Raw genomic sequence first — 22023 nt, 5'->3', positions numbered from 1 at the left:
ATACAATTTTCAGCGCACAATATCTGGTCTTCCCACTCCCATTTTTCCAGCTTTTCTACCATATATAGTTATGCCCGCGATTCTTAAACCTTTCACTTATTGTTTCCTTCCCGCTCTTTTCTGTGTACTGCGCTCGAATAGCTGAGTTAATTTCGCTTTAGCCTAAATACAGAAACTTCCTGATACCGAAAGGCCTTCCATAAATCATCCGCCATCCCGCGGAAAGGAAAAACCATTAAAAAAGAGGCTGTTTTGCAACAGCCCCTAAGAAAGGATAGAGCGGATTTTATTTACTTCTTATTTTTTCTTTCTTTTTAAGCCCAGACCTAATGCTGCCAGACCACTGCCTAAAAGATAGAATAAACTACGAGCCACACCATCGGTTTTTGGTAACTCGGTCTTACCTTGCGGAATCTCCTCGTCTATTACCGTTTCTTCTGTAGCCGGGGTTTCTGTCAGGGTTTCCGTGGGATTTCCCTCTGGAACCTTGGACTCCGGAATGGTTTCCTCTTCTCCAACCGGCGGCTTGGGTTGATCCGGTGTCGGATCTTGCGGATCTTGGGGCTTGGGTTGTTCATCATCGTCATCATCATCCGGCTTCCACGGATCCAACGGCTCTTCTTGATAGTAGTTTTTAAGCGTGACATTGACGGAACCATTATCAATAATCGTGATCCGATAAGCTCCATGATAATATTGGGTCAAGTCAACTGCCGGTTCAAAGCTTAATACCTCCTCTCCGATCTTGGTTTCAAAGACATAGTATCTCAGTTCTTCACCATCATCATTTTTCTTGCGCAAGTTAGCAAATACGCCCTTGAAATTATTGGCTTCACCAAGTACCAAAGGTTCTTTTACCACTTGTTTTAAGGTATCGCCTACCTGAACATAAAGAGCAACTTCTACATCTTTAATTCTGATTTGGGCAACACCGGTCCAATCCTTGGCAACATTGATATTAATTTTTTCATCATCAGGAATCGCACTTGCGTGCAGGTTCTTAATGTAAACGGTATCTTCCTGCGCTACAATCTTGATTTGATAATCACCAAAATGATAATCCGTTAATCCTTCTTCCGGAGTAAATAGAATCCTTTGTCCATCAATCTCAGTTTCAAACACAAAGTATTCAATTTCCTTCAAAGCTAGCGGTTCTCCTAATGGTAATGTTTCTTCCTCAATTGTTAGCTCTTGGCCGTCCTTAGCCCGCGGCACTTCTTCACCTTGGCCTTGCTCGGTCTGCGGTGCTTCTTCGCTTTGACCCTCTTCGGCCGCCGGCGTTTCCTCGGCTTCCTCGGCCGGTTTCAAGTGTGCGCTGCCGCCGCTTTGAATTTCCGTTTCCGCTGCTTGCTCGGCAGCCGAACTTTCTTCTGTTGCATTTGCATCTGAATTTTCAGTGCTTTCTTCCGGTGCAGCTGGTTCTTCTGTGGTTGTGGACGAATCTTCAGCCGGTTCGGTCTTTTCTTCGCTTATCGGCTCAGAATTATTGCCGGTTTGAGTGGTCGGCTGATTATCACCATCCGCCGGTTTTTGCGCTTCTTCCGCATTTGGTGCACCGGCCGGTAATTCCTCATCCTTTAACTCCGTTTCGGTTGATAACTTGTCAGCCGAAACTTTCCTTACCCGGAATTTTGGCAGATTTTCAAACATACCTACCCAATTATTCGCTTGATTTAAAACCAAGGTTTGACCGGTTGGTTCCAGATGTCCTTCTTCATTCTTTACAAAAAGCTCCACTCTGACCAGTTTTTGATGTTCCTCAGCTGTCGCTCCCCAGAACTTAGCCACTCGAAGATTCCGATAGTTCGGATCCTCCGGCTGCTCAACCTCGATAACACCATTTGTCACGGTCACTTTGGCAGTGGCAGTGATATCTTTCGGCTCGATGCTGACTGCAAATACCTTATATAGGAAAGGATTTTGATAGTCCCACGGCATCAGGGTAGCTTCGTCATTGATATTTTTCTCAACCACCCGATAGCTGATGTATTTACCATTTGCCCATCTTGGCAGGTCAGTTTTTACCTGTGTCCAGTCATTAGCCTCATTCAGAATAAAATCTTCCAGTTTCATAAAGTCGGCTGTGCCATCTTCAAAGGAGTAAAGAGTAAGCATCACGCTCTCTCTTAAAACCATTGAAAACTTATCATCCCAGACCTTCGTCATGGCAATGTCAAGGTACTCAATATTGGTAAAGATTAATTTGCCATTGTCAGTGCTTTCCTGCAATTTATACTTAATGCCGCCCAGCTCAAAAATCCTATCCGGCTGAATGATCTGATAAGTATCATCTGCATTTTTCTTTGTTTCTTTCACGCTGTAACGAATCTTCTCGCCAGCCGGTGTATGAGTCGGTAAGTTTTCAAATTTGCCAGTCCAGCCATCGTTGATCGGAAGTTCCATTGTTTGAACCGGATTTGTATTTGCGTCCGGACTTTCCACATCATAAAGTGCTAAGGTCACACTCGCTCCGGTAGCTACTTGTCCTTTCCAAACTTTTTCGACTTCAATTTCGCTCAGTGCGGTATTGGTAAACTTATGGACATCTCCTGTCACTTCCACGGTCACCTGATAAGTGGTGCCGCCTATGATGGCTTTGGTGATTCCTCCAGGCAGCGGCAAGACCGGTGTGCCGTCTTGATTTAGCTCTCTGACGGAGTAATCAATGATATTGCCGTTTTCATCATAGACAAAGACATCCTTAAAAGTATCTGTCCAAACGCCGCTATTTAAGTTTGCTTCTTTTAAAGTCAACTTCTTGAGCAAGACCTCGCCTTGGTATAAGCCAAAGCTGACTTCCTCTGCCGCTGCACCGATCCAAGTCTTTTGAACGGTGATATCCTTGACCTTACTATTGGTTACGGTAAAGGTAATCGTATTGCCCTGTGTTGCCGAATCAATCTCACCGTATTGCTTATAGCCGGGGATTTCATCTTCACTAATCTTATAAACGACTAACCGCCTATTTATATATTTCGGGAAAACACCAGTAAAGCTGCCTTCATTGGTATTTTTATCCAAGTGCAAGGTATTTTCTGTCAATACTCCGTCAGCCCATAAGTTGAAGCTTGCGCCATCATCTGCCGCATCCTCTCCCAGCCACTTCTTCACTACTTTAATGGTCATGGTTTCAATATTGGTATTGGTTACTGTTAAGTCATAACCCTCTCCGCTATCATCAACCAGATATTGACTGTTATCAATTGGCTGACCATTGATCAAAGTTTCTTTGACTGAGTAAATGTATGGATTGCCCTTCGGATCCAGCTCGTCCACATTAAGGAAACTATTAGTCCAGCCGGTATTAAGATTTAGCAGCCGGGTTTCTTCAGGAATAACAGCGGTCGCTACTGGCTCGTCTGCAATTCGCCGGTATAACTGCACGGTTACAGAAGAATTCAGCGATTCGGTAATGCTATCCGGTGTATTAACCCAAAGCTTTTTAACCTTAACTTCTTTCTGCGGTGATTTAAAGGTATTGATGACAGTAATAACATAATCAACCGAATTACTATTCATCGGAGTGATCTTCGTGGTAAAGCATGGCACTTCCACTTCCTCAACCGAATAAACGACTTCCTTATTATTGAAGTATTTCGGCAAACCTTTGACTGTAACTGTCCATTCATTGTCTACGTTTAACTCAAAGCTGGTCGGGCCGGTATAAAAGTCTGCTAAAACATCAGCTAATGTTAAGGCATTTTCCCCGTCAGTGGCAATTAAGTTAACTGTAACTTCTTGTTTCTTATTTTCTCCACCAATCCAAACCTTTTTAATGGTAACACCCTTTTCACCATTTGTCGTTTCTTTATTGGTATTGGTAAAGGTATAGCCATCTTCAATGCTGCCAGTCTTAGAAGTTTGCTCATACTCAGCACTGATTTCTTCAGTTACATCCGCATAAGCAATTGGCCTACCCTCATCATCATAAATCGGTACATTAAAGTTACCGGTCCAGGAATTGCCATTCTGACCTTCTAATACCAAAGGATCGCCATATTGACTACCGTCTGTCAATAACAGCTTGAAACTAACTTTATCACCAACCTTGCGTACCCATTTTTTGGTGATATTAATAGTCATCTTAGCCTGACTGATATTGGTAATTTCCCATTTGTTTTGGCCCGCATTATTGATCTTAATCTTATACTCATGATTATTTAAAGTAATCAGCTGACCATCACCAAAAGCTACACCCGCATCATCAAGCTCTTTCACTGTATACACAATCGGCTGGATCTGCGCTATATCAGCATTGGTTACCACTACATTGGCATCATACTTCGGTAATTCTCTGCTGCCAATCCACTTGCCGGCGGCATCCTTAGTAAGTGTCAAGGTTCCCGGCAGGGCTATGCCGTTTGCAAAGATTTGTACATCGACGCTGTCCTGCTCTTGGCCAATAAAGAATTTCTCCACTTCCAGAGTAATCTTATGGTCCGGAATATCCGGCTTTACGGTATTGGTAAAGGTAAAGCCATTTTCCGTGCTGCCTGTCTTTACGGACGTAAAGCCGGTGATGCTAAGCTCTTTGACATCATAAGCATAAGCTTCTGCTGTGGCATCATTCATTTTCTTCAAACCAGTAAACTTACCAGTCCACTTGTTTTGGCCATTCAGAACAAGTGGATCACCGGTTGCTACACCATCTCTCAACAAAGCTACTGTGACGGAATCTGTCTTATAGCCTTTCCAAACCTTGCTGACACTAACTTCTACTGTATCATCATTCTTATAGGTATTGGTAATGGTAAAGACATTCTTGTCATTTTCGCTTTGGTTGTTGCTATCATCGACAATCCTCGGATTGGGATAGTTTGCCAAGGCTTCTTCTGTTACAGTGTAGATAATCTTATCCGCACCATGATATTCAGCAAGCCCTGTAAAGCTATATTTCCAGCCTTCGCTTGCCTTTAAGGCAACTTTTTGCTCCGGTACTACAACCGTATCACCAACTTTACCAACCAAGGCGATTTCCACCTCCGTTAGTTCGGTCTTGGCAGGTTTCCATACCTTCTGCACGGTAATATCTCTGGTCTTGGTGTATTGATTGACAAAGAGATACGAGCCGTCATCTTGCTTCTGTGCATCCGCCGCACTGTCATTATTGTAATTTACTATCGCCTCTTCTGTTACGGTATAGGTAATTATCTCTCCTTCTTTCCGTTTTGGCAATGGTTTTTCACCGGCATCTTTAGTAAAGGTAAAGGAAGTATTACCCTTAATTTCTGTTTTCGCTATTTGCTCTTGACCATTCCATAAAGTAATTTGAGCTGTTGCTGTTGGTCCAACCCATTGTTTTTCCACTTTAACTTCTGTGGTTTGAACATTGGTATTGGTTAAAATAACGGTCACATCACCGGAATTCGCCGGATCGCGTTTAATCTCCAATTGATACTTTTCACCCGATAACTGATAGGAATCTTCATTATCGAATTGATCGCTTGCATTTAATCCGGTTGTTCCGACCTTGGTTTCAAACACATAATAGGCCAGCTGATTACCGGATTCATCATATTTTGGTGCGGTAAAGATATGCGTCAGAGCATTTTGCTTTAAGGTTGCCTTTTGCTCCGGCACTGCCTCTACAATCTCTTGATTTCCGTTTAGATTTTGAACATAAAGAGTAACTTCTACCTCTTTTTGATGTTCTTTCGGTGCATTATCCCAAACTTTGTTTACAGAAATGCTGACTGTTTCTACATTCTTATTAACGAAGCTGACTTGCGGTTTTATCGAATCTACTTTTTGAGCAGCAGTTTCTTCATAACCGTCCAGTTTTTCTTCCTTAACATAGTATTCAATCAGTTCACCATTTTCATATTTTGCAACCGGTGCAAAGCTCAGTTTTTCTGTGCCGGCAGTCAAAATCTCTTCGCCTACCTTTTGAGCAGTTGCTGCATCCGGATTGCCCTTATATAAAGTGAACGTGACATCTTTCTTTGGACCTTGCCAGCTCTTTTGCACTTCTACTGTTACTTTCTCATCATTGGTATTGACAATGATCAAACCATTTTCCGTATGATTATAACCTGCTTCCGCCGGTTTCTTACCATTGATGGAAACTTCTTTCACAGTATAAATGTAGGCATTTCCTTGCTCATCAAACTTCGGTACGGAAAGAGTCTTGACAAACTTTTCGCCTGCCGTATCATAATCTGCTTCATTTAAGGTAATTGGAGCGCCAAATACCTGCGCTGCCGCATTTTCGGATTGCCGATATAATTTAACGACAACTCGTGCCGCATCAATCAATGCCTTGGGAGTGTTTTCCCATTCTTTGACAATGGTGATCTCCTTACTTTCCGTATTGCGGTTGGTAATCATAAAGGCATTGGCAATTTGATTCCACGTAGGACCGGATACTAATGTAAAGCCGGTTCCTGTTTCTTCAACCAGCTTGTACTCAATTTCCTTACCAGTAGGGGTAGAGCCGTCCGTTCTTTGCACATCATAACGAAGCAAATCTTTAAACTCTACTTGATAAACTCCATTGTTGTCAGGAGTTGCCGAAATCGTCCTGCTGCTCTTATAAACTTCCGTATCATCGACGGTTCCGGTTAAGGTAACATTTACTTCCTTGGCATCTCCAAGCCAAGTCTTAATGACCTTACGGGATGTCTTTTCAAAGGATGTATTGGTAACGGTTAAGCCCTTATGCTCCACTTGGTAATTGTCTGGAGTCTTGGTTTCAATGGCTCTAAATTCATAAGCTCTGCCTTGACTGTCTGTTTGAGGAACCTCTTTCCAAGTGTATGTCCAAGTATTGGCATTTTCTTTGACTGCAGCTGCACTGCCTGTCCAATTTTTCCAATCTGCCTCATTGGCTGATCCTTTGACACGATATTGCAAGGTCAATTCTACTTCGACATGTTCCGCTTCTGTTCCGCCAACCCAAATCTTCATCGCCTGAACATCGGCTTTTTCTTCTTTAAATGTATTGGTTACCAGTATGCCGTTGGCAGTCTCGGTTACCGAAGCAGTAAAGAGAGGTACCGTTTTTTCAGTTACCGAATATTTAACTGCTTGATTGTTGTAGTATTTTGGTAAATTGGTATAGACATAGTTCCAATTTGGCTCCTTTAAAGTTTGTTCCTTCGCCGGAGCATTTGCCCAACCTGCCAAAACAGCATCAATAACATCCGCATCATCGGTGCCGACGGTTGCCTTTAAGGTTACCACAACGCTCTGAGGACGCTTGGTTTCTCCATTTACCCAAGCTTTACTTACCGTCACATCGGTTGCTTCTTTATTGGTATTTATGGCTTTGAAGCAATAACCCAGTTGACCGACTGGCTCAACTTTAGAGTCATAGTCATTTCCTGTAATGGCTGTTCCATTGATCTTGGTTTCTTTGATCCAGAACTTATATTCTCTGCCGTCTGTTTGGTCATACTTTAAGACAGAGATACTCTTACTGAACGGAAGATTATCCCATTCTTTATCCTCTTTGGTCAAAGTGATCGGATCCACTCCCGGAATCGGATTGTCTGTATCTTTTTCTAAAAGAACAATTTCTACACTCTGACCAACTCGGCGAACCCATTCTTTTCTCACTTGAATGACTACTTTTTCCTGGCTGATATTGATGACATTGATAGTGGTATTACCATCGTTATCCACAACAGCATCACTTATTTCCACTTTGTATTCAATACCACCAAGAGTAACGGTTTGTCCTGTTTGTCCCTTTTCTTGAACGGTATAGACAATCGGTTTCGCCGCTGCGGTCACTTCTTTGTCTTCATATTTGTCTAAATCAGTAAACTCAACTTGGCTTTGCCCCTTTGTTAAAGGCATTTCTTTGCCAGTCGGGCTGCCATTTTTCAGCAATTCAAAAACCGTGTCCTGCTTCTCACCGCGCCAAGTCTTCTTGACCACTACCTTTACCTTTTCATGATTGGTATTGGTAATGGTGAAATTGTTGGCAGCGATTTCTTCCGGATCAGCCATCGTATAATTGGCGTCTACCTCCAGTTCTTTTACGGTGTACTTAATATCCTTTCCATTTTGATCTTCTTTGCGAAGATTTTGGAAGGTATGCTGCCAATTGCCATCTTTTAACTCAACAATTTGTGTTTGCAGCGTCTGGAACTGACCGTTAATAACCAGCTCAATTTCTTCCTTGCCATTTGCAAGCAGCTGAATCTTCGCCTTACTGCCGACATTGCCCTTCCAAATCTTAGAAACGGTCACTGCCGTAGTTGTCTTATTGGAATAGGTATTGGTAAATACCAGTCCGGTTTCGTCTATACTGGTTTCATAATTCTCCAGCTTAGCTTCTTTGACGGTGTAGACCATCTTATTGCCTTCATCGTCATATTTTCTCAGGCCAGTGAAAGTATGTTTCCATTCCTTGCCGGTTCCGGTAACTTCTTCGGTAATTTCCACTTTCTGACCGTCTACCAATTGGTCGGAACTTAAGGTCAAAGTAATCTTATCCCCTACTTTTCCTACCCATTTCTTGGTCACCGTTACGGAAACATCTTTGACGGTATTTAAGTTGGTAAACTGGAAGCCCTTTTCCTGGTTGCCGGTAGCAGTGGCAGGCTTACCATTGTTATAATTTGGCATCGACTTTTCTTTGACCGTATAACTTACCAGTTTGCCGTTTTCATATTTTGGTAATTCTTTACCGGCAGAATCTGTGGTAAAGGTATGATTTTCTTTTACCTTCGCTTCATTGATTTTGGCTGCACCCTTATACAGTTCAATGGTTGCACCTTCAGACAAAGGCTCACCCTTCCAGATTTTAGTTACCTGAATTGTCGTGGTTTCAATATTGGTATTGGTCACAACAAACGGATTATCCGCACTGCCGTCACCGCTATATTTTACGTCATAGCCAACAGGAACATCTTCTTCCTGAACGGAATAGATGAATTTCTTGCCGGTCGCCCCATTACCCATGCTGTCATAAACCGGTAAGTTTTCGAACTCACCTTTAAAACTGCCGTCTTTATTTAACTTAACTCTTTTTCCCTCTACTTTTTGCGGAGCGGCATTTTCATCTGTTTTTCTGTAAAGTTGAACAACTACTTCCTTTTGGAATTCTACCGGAGTATTCACCCATTTCTTTTCTACTTTAAGATCTTGGGTCCTTTTATCCCGATTGGTAAAGGTTCCCATTAAGACCTTATCTTCAGAAGGAGTTAAGATGATTTCCGTTTCATCCGCTTGATATTTGGTTTCATCAATATGCTCTACCAATTTGTAGCGAAGCAGTTTTCCGTCATCATCATATTTTCTGACGGATTTCGTAAAAGTACCTTCCCAAGTGCTGGCATTATTTTCCGGTTTTTTTAGGGTGATACTGTCAATAAATTGCTGACTGCCCTCTTGATACAAGTCAATCTTCAAAACACTCGGCATCGTACCCAACCATTTTTTCACTACCTTGACTTGCAGCATTTCGGTATTGATGTTTTTAATACCAAAAGTAAGTTTTCCATTTACCATTTCATTCGGCCTGGTGTATTCCGGCTGATAATTGGTAATGGAATCTTCCTTGATATCATACTTGATTTTCTGTCCGCCTTGATACATAGGCAGACCCGCCTTTGAACCCGTCCAAGTATTTCCTTGCTTTTTAACAATGAGTTTTTCCGGCAGGGTAGTGGTAGTTCCGTCCACCGTTTTTTCAATGGACACTGGTACTTCCTCCACTGTCGCCGGCGGATTGACTGTCCAGGTTTTATTGACAACGATATCAACCGATTTGAAATCTTTTACTTCCGGCACTTTAAACGCCATCACATCAGTTTCCGGAGATGACAGCATCGGTTTTAATACTGTTTTTCGGTCAACCGTTACCTCGTGCCAAGCATGATCCATCCATTCTTCTTTTAAGCTGGCAGGATAAGTCACAAGCAATTGCTCATTTTTTTTCAGAGTAATCTTATCCAAAGTAATGATTCTCTTTGTCGAATCCCATTTTTTGGAAATATTATTTGCAATTGGTTGATTGGTGTTCGTGTTAATAACGGAAATCTTAATCTTATCAAGTTCTCCGCTAAAGTTAATCTTATCACTAACCGGTACCGTCATCACGCCATCTCTTACCTTTGCGGTAGTAATGGTTTGATGCAGGTCATTTAATATCTTGTCTAAGTTGCTGGCAGTTGTATTAGCATTATAATATTGACCGGTTGAAGAAACCAAAGTCATAAAATGTCTTTCGGTGCCTGTGGTCATATCAATACCGACCGGTATGATTTCAATATTTGCAGCTTTGAGATCATCTGCTGTCATTATGGTATTTCTAGCGACTCTGCCGATATCACCGGTATTATTTCCGTTTCCGATGTGTTCAGTACCATGCACCAATTTTACTTTATAGCTATTGGTATTATTGCCATAGTCCTTGTTCCAAAGTGACTGATTTGTCAAACTTCCTTCATGATGCCAAATTTCATAGCCGGCTGCCGGAAGATTAGAATTTACTTTCTTTTCTTCTCTTTCATAAGCAAAAGTCGGCTGTCCATCTGCTATCAGAATCACAATCTTTCTCGCATCACTGTGCCCATACAAGCGGAATTGCTCTTTTACCGCTTCCAAGCCCTTATCGACATAAGTGCCGCCAACTGCTATAATACCATCAATCGCAGTTTTTAGAGCTGGCTTATTGGTAGAAAGCCCATGGTCTACAGACACCGCCGCAGCACCATGATCGCTGGCAAAGCTAACCACACCTACTCGAACATTATCTTTGCCAGTAATCAATAACTTATCTACAAAACTTTTCGCTGCCTTTTTGGCATTTTTCATTCTGTTATGGTCATTCATACTGCCGGAGCGATCAATCAGCAAAAATACATCCAATTTGCCAATCTGCTGGGTTGTGCTTTCGGCACCATTTACTTTAAGATTTACCTTAAATTGACCATTGTTATAGTCTGTGACATATTCTTCAATCGTGATACCTTCATTGTTTCCGGCACCATTCACAGCCCCTAAATTCTTCACATGGTCTGTCTCGCCTGCCTCCGCCGTGATCGGCAGAGTGACCATGCCTTGCAGCAAATTAACGGTCATGATCAGCACCATCAATTTGGCCAGCATGGATTTTCGTTTGATCCTCTCTCCACTCATAATCTTGCTCCTCTCTTGATCGTTTTGAAGTTCTTTGTCTTTTCTTTATCTTTATCTTAGAAAAGTCTATTTTTACACAAACTTGTCTAAGATATGCTAACGATTTATCAATTTCTCCCTGATCAGACTATCTTTGTATTATTTTTATCAATAGAGGGTATATTTTATTTACATTCCGCCAAGGTTCAAGCCATCAATCGCTCAAAAGCCGGTATTCGTTGTTACCGGTCAATTGGCGGAAATAAAAAAGAATCTATGCAAAACTATCTTGATTTCCTTTCAGATTTTAGCCCGGTCATAAAGCCGGACTTTAACACTCTGCAATCGGACCATCATAGTTTCCCTTAGATTCCTGATTTTGCGTCCCAAAATTTCTTTTGGTTTGCCTTTTGATGTCATGGCTATATTTTATTCCATTTTTCAGAATAAGTCAATAGTCTTGTTTATATTTTTATTTATTAATCTGATAAGCCTATTAGAAGTTGTCAAATTTTAATTGTTTATAATATTTTATTTTTAATTCAAATTAATATTTAAAATTTTTTATAAAATTTATTATATAAAAAAGATTAAAGAATAAATGGATTGTTATTCTTTAATCTTTTCATATTTATTCAGCTAAATTTAAGACCTGTTGTTAATGGTTCTTTTTTCCTATTTGATGAACAGTTCTTTTCTCTTATCCTGTGGTAGTGTCCTCTCCTGCCAACGATATGTCATCCCAAAAGACTACTCGCGACATTGATATCAGCTGTTATCTCTTGCCCTTATCATACGGCTCACCGGCTGCTTTCGGACCAACGGCCCGGCCGCTGAACAAAATCAAAGCCACAATGGTCAGCAGATACGGAATCGCATCATACATCTCCTTGGGCAATTGCCCCAAAATCGGCATCCCTAAAGCCACTCCCAAAGAATCAGCGTAAATACTGAGGATTTGCGCAAAGGCAAAGAACAGGCTCGCACCCAAAACGCCGAACGGCTTCCATTTGCCGAAAATCAAAGCGGCCAGAGCAATAAAGCCGGTACCGTGAATGCCGGTAATCGTATACTGCGTGGTTTGGGTCAAAATCATAATACCGCCGGCCAGGCCACCCAAAAATCCCGAGGTCAGCACGCCGATATAGCGCATTTTATAAACATTGATACCCAAACTGTCAACCGCCTGCGGATTTTCTCCGGTCGCCCGCAGCCGCAGGCCAAACGCCGTCTTATACAGCAGATACCAGGAAAGTACCACTACCAGTATTGCCACATAAACCGTCGGATAAACATTGTTAAAAAACAAGTTCCCAATCAGCGGAATCCGGTTCAGGAGCGGAAAAGGCGACCGCAAAAAGCCCTTGCTGAATGCTTCCGTTCTCTGCTGATGAAAGATGATCCCGGCCAAATAAACGGTAATGCCGCCGGCAAAAATATTGATGGCCGTACCGGAAATCGTTTGATCGGCGCGCAGATTAATGCTCAGATAAGCGTGCAGCAGCGAAATCAAAATGCCGGCCGCCGCTCCGCCCAAAATGGAAATCCACGGCGCCCAAGCCGTAAACGGCTCCAAAAAATAAATCATCGTCGCCGCCGTAAAGCCGCCGATCATCATAATTCCCTCTAAAGCAATGTTGACAACACCCGAACGCTCCGAATAAAGACCGCCCAGACCGGCAATAATAATCGGTGTTCCATAAATCAGAGTCGCCTGAATAATTGACGCTAATATATCCATTATTTTGCCCTCCTTAATTTTTGGATCAGTTCGATTAGGCCAGTTTTCATTGCCACAAAAACAATAATCGAGGCCGAAATAATAACTGCAATTGCATTCGGGATTCCCTGTCCGTCCATAATCGGCTGAGAGGCTTTCAGCGCCGCCAGCAGCATACCGCTAAAGAGCGAGCCAATCCCTGTATTGCCGCCGATCAAAGCAACCGCAATTCCGTCAAAGCCATAATTTTCAAACGACGCCAATACCCGGCCTTTGCCAAAGGTGCCGGCTACAATAACCACCCCCGCTAACCCCGAAAAGGCGCCGGCAATCGCCATTGACAGCGCCGCATTGCGCTTAACTTTCATGCCGGCATATTCGGCGGCAAAGGGATTATAACCGACCGCTTTCAATTCATAGCCGAAAGTCGTTTTATTAATAATATACCCAAAAACAAGAATGGCAATAATCACAATGATAAAACCCCAGTGCAGTTGGGAATTGCCGGTCAATTTCGACAGCAGTTTGCTTTGCAGTAGAGCACCGCTGTGCAGCATGACAGTTTCATGCGGTTTCGAACCGGGGAGTTGCTTCAGCACATAATTCGATAAATACCTGGCCGTATAATTGAGCATAATGGTGACCACCACTTCATGCACATTGTATTTGGCCTTTAAATAACCGGCGATAAAACCCCATAAGGCTCCCGCCAAAGCGCCGCTTAAAATAACCGCCGGCAGCAGGATAATTTTCGGCCCATCAAAGAGCACACCAACCATTGCCGCCATCATTGAGCCGACAATAACCTGCCCTTCAGCGCCGATATTAAACAGTCCTGTCCGAAAGGCAAACGCCACCGACAATCCCGTCAAAACAATCGGCATGATATAAACAAAATAATTCGCCAGTGTCCGCACCGAGAAAAATCTCTTGGCATCGCCGAAATAATCAAAGTTAAGGCCGAACACCGCCCGGATTACCGATTTAAAAAGAATAATCGGATTTTCCCCGGTAAGCAGCATGACCAGCGCCCCAAATAAAAATCCCAGCAAAACGGCAATCATCGGTATCCATTGGCTTAACCGCTTGTCGTCGGATTTATTTCCCATTTTGACTCTCCTCTCTGCGTTTGCCAGCCATCATCAGCCCCAATTCATTTTCATCGGTCTGATCAGCCATAACGGTTCCGACCAGTTCACCGCCGTGGATGACGGCAATCCGATCCGCCACATTCAGCACCTCATCCAGCTCCAGTGACATCAGAAAAACCGCATGCCCTTTATCCCTTTCCTTAACCAGGCGCTCATGGATATACTCAATCGCCCCTACGTCCAATCCCCGGGTCGGCTGCGCCGCAATTAAAAGCTCCGGCGAACGGCTGACCTCTCTGGCAATGATCGCTTTCTGCTGATTACCGCCGCTCATTGACCGGGCTACCGTTTCACTGCCCATGCCGGAACGAACATCAAACTCCTCAATCAGCTGATCCGATAATTCCCGGCGCGGCCCGAACTGAATCAGACCCTTTTTCGCTAAAGGCTCCATAAAGTAAGTCTGCAAAGCCATATTTTCCTCCAGCGTAAAGTCCAAAACCAGGCCGTATTTATGCCGGTCCTCCGGAATATGCCCGATACCGGCCAGTGTCCGCTGCCGAACGGATTCTTTCGTGATATCCTGCCCTTTAAAGGAAATACTGCCGCTTTCCACCCGGCGTAAGCCCGTAATCGCCTCAATCAACTCCATCTGTCCGTTGCCGTCAATTCCGGCCAAGCAAAAGATTTCTCCCTTACGCACTTCCAGACTCAAGTTTTTGACCGCCGGTAAATCGCGGCTGCTTTTGACATTTAAGTCCTTAATCGACAGCACGACCTCCGCCGGCTGAGCCGGTGCTTTATCGACTTTAAAGGAAACCGCCCGACCGACCATCATTTCCGCCATTTGTTCTTCGCTGGTATCTTTGACATCAATCGTACCGATATATTTTCCCTTGCGCAAAACCGTACAGCGGTCAGCCACTGCCTTAATCTCCGCCAGCTTATGAGTAATCAGCAAAATGGATTTGCCCTCGGCAATCAAACGCTGCATAATCTTAATCAATTCCCGAATTTCCTGCGGCGTCAGCACCGCCGTCGGTTCATCCAAAATCAAAATCTCGGCATTGCGGTAAAGCATTTTTAAAATCTCAACCCGCTGCTGCATACCGACCGAAATATCCATAATTTTCGCATCCGGGTCAACTTCCAGCCCGTAGCGCTCACTGATTTGCTTCACCTTCTGCCGGGCAGTCGGCATATCCAAAAAATCAAATGCTTTTTTGGGCTCGGCGCCCAAAACGATATTTTCCGTAACGGTAAAGTTTTCGACCAGCTTAAAATGCTGATGCACCATGCCGATACCATGCTCGGTCGCAACATTGGGGTCGGTTACTTTGACCTCCTGACCTTTAATCTTAATTATCCCCTGATCCGGCTGATACAGCCCGAACAAAATGCTCATCAGGGTTGACTTTCCCGCTCCGTTTTCCCCCAAAAGCGCATGAATTTCTCCTTTGCGCAGCTGGAGGGTAACATCATCGTTTGCCCGGATTCCGGGAAAATCTTTGGTGATTCCCAGCATTTCAATAATATAATCCATTTTCTGCCCCTTCTTGTTTAATCATATCTCAACTTTCCCATGTTCGTCAGAACAGTCTTTTTTAGGCAGGTTGCCCGTCCGGGCAGAAAGGCGAAGCCTTTCGACAGGAAAAAGTTGAGATCATAAAATCAGCTTCCGATTTTTCAAGCCCTGTTCTCCGGCAAAGCCAAATAAATCCTCCGCTTCTGCCGGTTTAGGCAAATGCAGCGCCACTTCCCTGCCATTTCGCGCCCCTTTGCCATGTACCCGAATCAGTTTAAAAAGCACTTGCGGATAATCCTTTAAGCAGGCTGCAATCTCCCGGACGGTTTCCCTTTCATCATAAAAATCCTTAATATAAACCAGCCGCACCTCCTCAACCTTGCCCAGCGGCAAAAGCCGCCGCAGATTTTCCAAATTTCGGGCAAAAATTACCTCTCCCGCCTTCTCTGTCAAATCGGCCGCTTCCGGCCGCGCCGCTAAAGGCGGAAATTTCGCTGCTCCTGCTTCCGCGGCAAGTGCTTCACTCTGCCGCTTTCCTGCCCCGGCCGCTTCTTTGCCGGGCATTACCAAAGCATCATGACTATGAGTAAAACCCGACTCGCCCACTCCCTTGTTATTCGGCTGCCCGCCAACGTGCAAAAGCCTGTCATCCGCTTCTGTCGTCCCTGACCGGGCATGGCTTCTGGTAAAGCACAGTGCCGCCAGGCCCTCGCCCATTCCTTTGATATCAAACAAAAAACGGTCTGTTTCCTGAATCAGCGGGAAAATCGCTTCATAATCAAAAAAGCCGTTACTGTCAACATAGCAGGTCAGGCCCAACTGATGTACCTCGCGAAACAAAACTGCCAACTCCTTCGCATAAATCGTCGGTTCCCCGCCGGACACCGTTATTCCCCGAATAAAAGGCATCGACCCGCGAATGGTTTCCATCAGCTCCGCCAAAGAGAAGAAACGAGCCAACGGCGAGGTCAGCGGAATGGTTTCCGGATTGTGACAGTATAGGCAGTTAATATTGCAGCCCTGCAAAAAAATACTGGTTCGGTTGCCGCTTCCCTCAACATTGGAAAACGGAATAATCCTTTGCACCGGCAAAAAAATCTCTGATAAATCGCTCATTCCGCTCCTTTTTTCTTAGCAGACTTCTAAGGCCTGCCTGCCCTTGTTTTGCGGCCGTCTGGCCTAAAAGCTCTGCCGGTCAGCTCGCCGCATTTTGCCTTAAATTGCCACCCACCGCTAAGTACAAAAGCGGCTCGCGCGAATCCATAAAATAATTACTATTTTCTTTAAAATACAACTTCTTCTTCCTTGCGCAGGCTCCGGTCAAAGACATGGGCATTTTCATCCGTGCCCGAACCAAACCAAGTCGTATCTTGCAGCACCGCCTGTCCGGCCCGGGCTTTGGCCACTTCACTTTTTTTGACCAAATAACCGGTTACCCGAACCAAATCCGTATTTTTTAAATAAGTTGTAATATACCGGTAGCCCAGCGCAAACGCGCCGTCAATGATGTCCACCACCGCGTCCAAATGGTCAACAGAGGTCTGGTCAAAGGCAAATAAATCACCTGTTCCGGATGGGAAATAGCGGTGGAACGGCGCCGACTGCTTTAAATGGGCAAGGAGCGTTGGCTCTTCGCCGACCCGAATCCGGTGCGCCGGTGTGTTGTTTTTATCTTCCTCATGAAGGCTCGCACCAACCTGGGCATGCAAGAGATAATGCCCGCCGGTTCTCTCGGCATAAACGCCCGGATGCGCCGCATTGATCTCCTCTAATTTATCCATGATGGCAAAAGCAATCGCATCGCCCCGCTCAGACTGGCCAAAGGTTTCCTGTCTCCCCTCTAAGCGCAGCAAATAATTGACCGCATCCGCCAGACCTACAATCGCCAGCATAGAAGTAAAGTTTTCCTGCCGGATAAAGCCCTCTTTTTGCAAAAAGCTGCTGGCAAAATAATTGGAACGCTCAACGATAAAGCGGTGGCGTTTATCCATGGTCGACAGCGCCAGCCTAGCCACCTTGGGAATCCAGTGATCAACCATATCTTCCGCCGAAGCAGCCGCTTTGGCAATCGTCCCCAACCGCAGGCGAGTCAAAGTATAGGCCCCGCCCGCCAGCGGCAGCGCATTATAGCAGCTGGCAATCGCATATTCGCCCAAATCCTTGGTATAATAAGCATCATTGGCAAAGGATGGCTTGGATACCAATAGGCAGGCCTTAGCTGCAAGTTCGGCAAACTCCCGTGAAGTCTTGGCCCGATCGTATTTAATACTCATATTGGGCGTGGTGTTTTCCAGCTCAATTACCGCTTTTAAAATCAGCCGGCCCGCTCTGGTTTCAACCGGCCCGATATCGGCATGGCAAAAGGAATCGGTAATAGTCTTGTCAATATGGTTTAAAAAGCGCTTGATTCGCTTATAATCCGCTTCTTCATCCGTGATAAACGGCTCCAGCAAACGGTCTAAATGCCCGATAAAGACCGGAAAGGAAGTAATCGACGGCACATGCGCATACAAAATCAGCAGCCCGTCCAAACACTCTTCCAAGTCCTTCGGCGCCGGCAGTTCTAAAAACTGACAGCCTTTTTTAATATAAACCGAATAATCCGGTACAATGTAGCGCGGCCGGTAAATCGCATAGCCTTCGTTTAAATCACAAATCATTTGATTTTCAATATATTCCCATTCTTCCTCGGTATAGCCGAGCAGCTCAACCGGCGAAATCATTCGCTCCGCTGCATTGGCCAAATTAAACAGCTTTTGCTGATAGGTCAGCGCCGGGTTGGTCGCGATTTGCAAAATATCTTCCTTGGTGGCAAGCATAGTATTCATCTCCATTCTTTTTTAATAACTTTTTTTCGGGCAATCCGCAATCTATTTTTATGGTTAAAAGCAGGGCAAGGAGAAATAGTCGGCCCCTTTATTTGAGGCTCCTCTGTCCACTAACCTTGAGATTATATTTACCGATGGCAATGTCTACATTCTGCTCGGCATGCAGATAAATCATATTCCCCTGCTTTGTAAACCGGAACTGAATATCAGTGCTTCCCAGCTGAATCGCATTGCCGGGATCAGACTCTAACTTAGCCTTCATGATTCCGGTGCTTTCATTGTAAGTACAGGCATACATAAACACCTCATTCGGTGATTCATTTGAAACCATTTTAAGCTTGATGCCTCCGTTCTCCTGATAGAACGTGAATGTATGCGGAACATTTTCCATGGCAGCGGTATTCGAATCTGCCATCGGGCCGGTAACAGTTCCTTCCCCAAAAGTATCATTCATGTAATCGGCAAACCGTTTCAGCCAGTTTGATTCCACCTTGAGAGAGACTTTCACACTCAAAGTACCGCATACTTCCGAGACGGTGGGAATGCTTTCCTCCTTAACTTCAATCCCGGCTCTCAAAAGGCCTTTCTTTTTCAGGCTTCTGAGCATATGCTGTTTAATTTCATCAAAGCTCTTGCCGTCCACTTCATCACCGATCCATTCCAAAATCAGTCCGGCATAATCTGCCTGCTCCTGCTTCTGCTTGTCAATCAGGCTGGTCAGAAATGCCCGCATTTTGTAAATCGTTTCCAGTCTGGTCATCGGATCCTTGCCAAGAAATCTGTCATATCCCGAGAAATCAAGAGTCGAACCCAAATCTTCAATGAACCGGCGCTCTTTTTTCTTCATCTGCTCGGCTGCTTCTTCACATTTGACTCTTTCCTCAAAATATGCTTTCAGGCGTTCCTTGGTGAAATTATTGATCTCTTGGAGCTTGTCTTGCGGGAGATTTTTCAGCTGTTGCTCGCTCCAGCCTCTTTGATAGCAGTATTCTTTTACATAATCATCTTTCAGCAAAACATAAGCTCCCCGGCAGCTTCCGTACCAGAATGAATAGTCAACGGAATACCATAAATCCTCAAAGTTCTTTTCCGCAAACTCACGGGAGCCTTTCTTATACATCTGGTAAAGCTTTTCAACCTCTGTCGCTTTGAAGTTCTGCTTGATTGTATTGGCAGTCGCAACCACCAGTGCTGCCGTCGCATCGACAGCGGCTGCCGTCGGGTTCAGGGAAACAATCACACTGCCGATATCTTTTGCCACCTGCAGGTAATCACCGGTCTCTAAACTGCCGACAATACTGCCGGACTTGGCGGTGACACCGGCGATAATCTTGGCCGGGTTTGGGCTTAAGCTATCGCCGACCTTGGCCAGCAGCAATTTCTGGGCAACGACTTCACAGGCTGTCTGAGTCAGCGCCTCATTAAACTCATCTATATCTTTGTTCTGCTTGTACTTATAACCGGCCGTAGCCAGGTTTGCCGCATGGCCGGCCACTTCACCCGTATTGCCGGATAAAGTCTGATCCATGATTACGCCGGCAATGGCATTTACAAAGTCTGCCGTCTCTTCTTTTGGAATTCCCAGCTCCTGCAGATTTTTTTCCAGCTCCGGGCCAAGCGTTTCTTTTAATCTCTTGATGCCCTTCTGATCTATAACCGCCTGCATACAGTAGGCGTCAAGGTAAACATCTACCGCTTTATTTTTACCGGCAAGCACCGGTGTATTTTCCGAGAAATGCGGCAGTGTATAGGTCAGCATATTGTTTGCCCAATCCGTTTCATCAAACGGATAGTATTCGTAGGCTCGTTTTTCTTCATTGTAATAAGCCATGAAGTACCGGCTGTGTTTGTCCGTCCGCATCCTTTCCGGAATCTCCATGGTAACCGTAACACCCTTTCCCAGATAGCCGCCTTCATAACCGGAGGCCTTGATGCGGATAGGCGAGCCGATCGCCTGAAAATCTTTTTCTTTCTTCTCGGCAATCGGAACATACTCGACCGTAATTTCTGTCCCATCCGGAAAGGTACCCGGCTCAATCGTAATTGAGTATCCATTCTGCGACATGGTTCCTACCGTGCAGACTTGACTGTTATCGATCACTTTCGATACACGGGAGCCTTCCTTATAAACCTCCGGCATTGGCTTTGTCAGCCGAACGACATCATGAATCCAACCTGGCTTATATAGTCCCGTATAAACAAGTCCAATCAGAATCGCCATAACAAGCAGGAATTTAAGGAAACCATGTTTCTTCTTTTTCTTGGGCCGCATTGGGCCGACCGGCGCTCCCGCATACCCTGATGACGGTATCGGACCAGCCGGTGCTCCCACATATTCCGGCGGCACCGGTACTTGAGTTTGAACCATCGGCGCGATTTTGCTGCCGCAGTTCGCACAGTAAAACGCATTATCCTCTACAGGATTCCCACAATTAGTACAAAAACCAGCCATGATAGTCCTCCTTATCTGCCCTACCCCAAGCCCATTATAACTTTTTTCCGGACAATCCGCAATCTATTTTTATGGTTAAACGTAGGGAAAGGGAAAAGGGTCGATCCGGGGAAAGCTGAGTTAGTCATTCCTCCTAATATAGCGCGCTGCTCGGGAGGCACCAAGCCGCTTTATGGAACCATTTTTCACCATTGCACCCAAAACGGCTTCCACTGTAGTCGGGCTGATATCCGGCAGGATTTGGCAGATTTCAGCTTTGGAAAGCGGTGTTAGACTGTTTAAAACCGTGGCTTCCACTCGCGCTTTTTTGGTGATTTTCCGGCCATGTACAACCGCAAAACGCTTGTCCAATTCTTTATAGCAAAGATAAAGAGAGGACAGAAAATTTTCCATAAAGGGAAAATAGCTGTTCTCATTTACTTCCCAGCCATCGGATGACTGCCGCAGTGCTTCATAATAGTAGGCTTTGTGATGATTGATCTGTTCTTCAAAGGACACATATTTTCCGGCATCAAAGCCATTTTTATATAAAAGCAGCAGCGAGAGCAGCCGGGACATTCTGCCGTTGCCGTCCTGAAACGGATGAATACAGAGAAAATCTAAAATTACGCAGGGAATCAAAAGCAGCTGATTGATATTGACGTTGCTTCTGGCATCCAAATAGGCAAGCACCAGCTGTTCCATTGCTTCCGGCGTTTCCTTGGCCGGTACAGGCCGAAAGCGAACACGCCGCCTGCCGTCCGCGTCAATCTCCAAAATCACATTATCCTCTGTCTTGTACTGACCACCGTATCCATATCCCGCAAGATTTATCATCATTTCATGCAGCCGCAGAATATCAGCTTGTCTAAAATCAAGCAATTCATAGTGCAAATGAATTTCATTCAACGCATCCCTGTATCCGGCAATTTCCGCTTCATCATGGTTCAGCGGCGCACTGTTTTGATTGACAATCGCTATAATCCGCTCATCGCTTGTCACAATGCCCTCAATCGCATTGGAACTCTTAATTGACTGTACCTTAGCAACCGCTTCCAGTTCCGTAAAAACTCGCTTATATTCCTCTTTTCGTACCCCAGCCATCGTTTTCAAAGCGGCAATGCTCGCCGTGAGATTTACCAGATTTGCCGGCAATAAACCATCTTTTAAAAAAGAGTAATCAAATTTTCTCATTTCACACCATCCTTTCTGCATATAATTATATCATATTATGTGCAGAAAAACAAAAAAAATCACATTATTTTCTGCATATAAAACAGAAAATAATGTGCAGAGAGCTATTCACTGTGTCCAGTAAATAAAAGCCAAAAACAACTCAACGTCGAAATTATCGGGGA

At 44.6% G+C, this 22023-nt stretch carries 7 protein-coding genes, 1 pseudogene and 1 riboswitch; all 8 genes and pseudogenes read right to left on the bottom strand.

The window, feature by feature from the left end:
• Positions 1-297 precede the first annotated feature (297 nt).
• A complete protein-coding gene (locus C3V36_05080; GenBank protein ID AVM68673.1) occupies positions 298-11091 on the bottom strand; it encodes a hypothetical protein in 10794 nt (3597 codons plus the stop codon).
• Positions 11092-11407: 316 nt separating this feature from the next.
• Positions 11408-11488: riboswitch (cyclic di-GMP riboswitch) on the bottom strand.
• A 357-nt stretch (positions 11489-11845) separates the two neighbouring features.
• Positions 11846-12811, bottom strand: a complete 966-nt coding sequence (locus C3V36_05075; GenBank protein AVM68672.1) for a sugar ABC transporter permease — start codon at positions 12809-12811, stop codon at positions 11846-11848.
• Positions 12811-13899, bottom strand: a complete 1089-nt coding sequence (locus C3V36_05070) for an ABC transporter permease (GenBank protein ID AVM68671.1) — start codon at positions 13897-13899, stop codon at positions 12811-12813. The genes C3V36_05075 and C3V36_05070 overlap by 1 nt, the downstream gene beginning before the upstream one ends.
• Positions 13889-15424, bottom strand: a complete 1536-nt coding sequence (locus C3V36_05065; GenBank protein AVM68670.1) for a heme ABC transporter ATP-binding protein — start codon at positions 15422-15424, stop codon at positions 13889-13891. The genes C3V36_05070 and C3V36_05065 overlap by 11 nt, the downstream gene beginning before the upstream one ends.
• A 663-nt stretch (positions 15425-16087) precedes the next feature.
• Positions 16088-16522, bottom strand: a pseudogene (locus C3V36_05060) (radical SAM protein).
• A gap of 167 nt (positions 16523-16689) precedes the next feature.
• Positions 16690-18225, bottom strand: a complete 1536-nt coding sequence (yjjI, locus tag C3V36_05055) for a YjjI family glycine radical enzyme (GenBank protein AVM68669.1) — start codon at positions 18223-18225, stop codon at positions 16690-16692.
• Between the two features lie 97 nt (positions 18226-18322).
• Complete coding sequence (locus C3V36_05050; GenBank protein ID AVM68668.1) at positions 18323-20686, bottom strand: hypothetical protein; 2364 nt, start codon at positions 20684-20686, stop codon at positions 18323-18325.
• Positions 20687-20806: 120 nt separating this feature from the next.
• The gene (locus C3V36_05045) at positions 20807-21859 is read right to left on the bottom strand and encodes a hypothetical protein (protein ID AVM68667.1); all 1053 of its coding nucleotides are present in this window, start codon (positions 21857-21859) and stop codon (positions 20807-20809) included.
• Positions 21860-22023: the final 164 nt, after the last annotated feature.

This window comes from Lachnospiraceae bacterium oral taxon 500, assembly GCA_002999035.1.
Classification (GTDB): domain Bacteria; phylum Bacillota; class Clostridia; order Lachnospirales; family Vallitaleaceae; genus W11650.
Note: the sequence above shows the minus strand (reverse complement) of the source record. Positions and strands in the feature narration are given on the sequence as shown.

What these genes read in the sequence shown, in the direction of transcription:
- C3V36_05075 (AVM68672.1), bottom strand. Translation starts at nt 12,811, where the DNA reads ATGGATATATTAGCGTCAATTATTCAGGCGACTCTGATTTATGGAACA.
- C3V36_05045 (AVM68667.1), bottom strand. Translation starts at nt 21,859, where the DNA reads ATGAGAAAATTTGATTACTCTTTTTTAAAAGATGGTTTATTGCCGGCA.
- C3V36_05080 (AVM68673.1), bottom strand. Translation starts at nt 11,091, where the DNA reads ATGAGTGGAGAGAGGATCAAACGAAAATCCATGCTGGCCAAATTGATG.
- yjjI (AVM68669.1), bottom strand. Translation starts at nt 18,225, where the DNA reads ATGCTTGCCACCAAGGAAGATATTTTGCAAATCGCGACCAACCCGGCG.
- C3V36_05070 (AVM68671.1), bottom strand. Translation starts at nt 13,899, where the DNA reads ATGGGAAATAAATCCGACGACAAGCGGTTAAGCCAATGGATACCGATG.
- C3V36_05050 (AVM68668.1), bottom strand. Translation starts at nt 20,686, where the DNA reads ATGGCTGGTTTTTGTACTAATTGTGGGAATCCTGTAGAGGATAATGCG.
- C3V36_05065 (AVM68670.1), bottom strand. Translation starts at nt 15,424, where the DNA reads ATGGATTATATTATTGAAATGCTGGGAATCACCAAAGATTTTCCCGGA.